Here is a 255-nt window from a genome sequence, read left to right as displayed (position 1 = left end):
ATAACCCGTTTATCCTGATGAACCTTAACCACAAGGCCATCGAGATACAGGATGGGGAAAAGTCTGTCCAGCGGGCGATTCTGCCAAGTCCTGACCTCATCGTAGACAGCATCAGTTACCTTGGATATCAAGGTAGGCGACACCTCAGCACCGTACATCTCGTGAATGGCTTCGGCAATATCACGGGTGGTCATGCCTCGGGCATAGAGGGTAAGGATTTGCTGATCAAGCTTGTTTAGCCGAGTCTGGCCTTTG

General features: G+C 51.0%; 1 protein-coding gene. It reads right to left on the bottom strand.

Annotated elements, in window-relative coordinates:
* A partial coding sequence (locus AK963_RS30900) for a transposase (RefSeq protein WP_139117858.1) occupies positions 1-255 on the bottom strand: 255 nt, incomplete at both ends.

Source organism: Endozoicomonas atrinae, from assembly GCF_001647025.1.
In the GTDB taxonomy this organism is placed as follows: domain Bacteria; phylum Pseudomonadota; class Gammaproteobacteria; order Pseudomonadales; family Endozoicomonadaceae; genus Endozoicomonas; species Endozoicomonas atrinae.
Note: the sequence above shows the minus strand (reverse complement) of the source record. Positions and strands in the feature narration are given on the sequence as shown.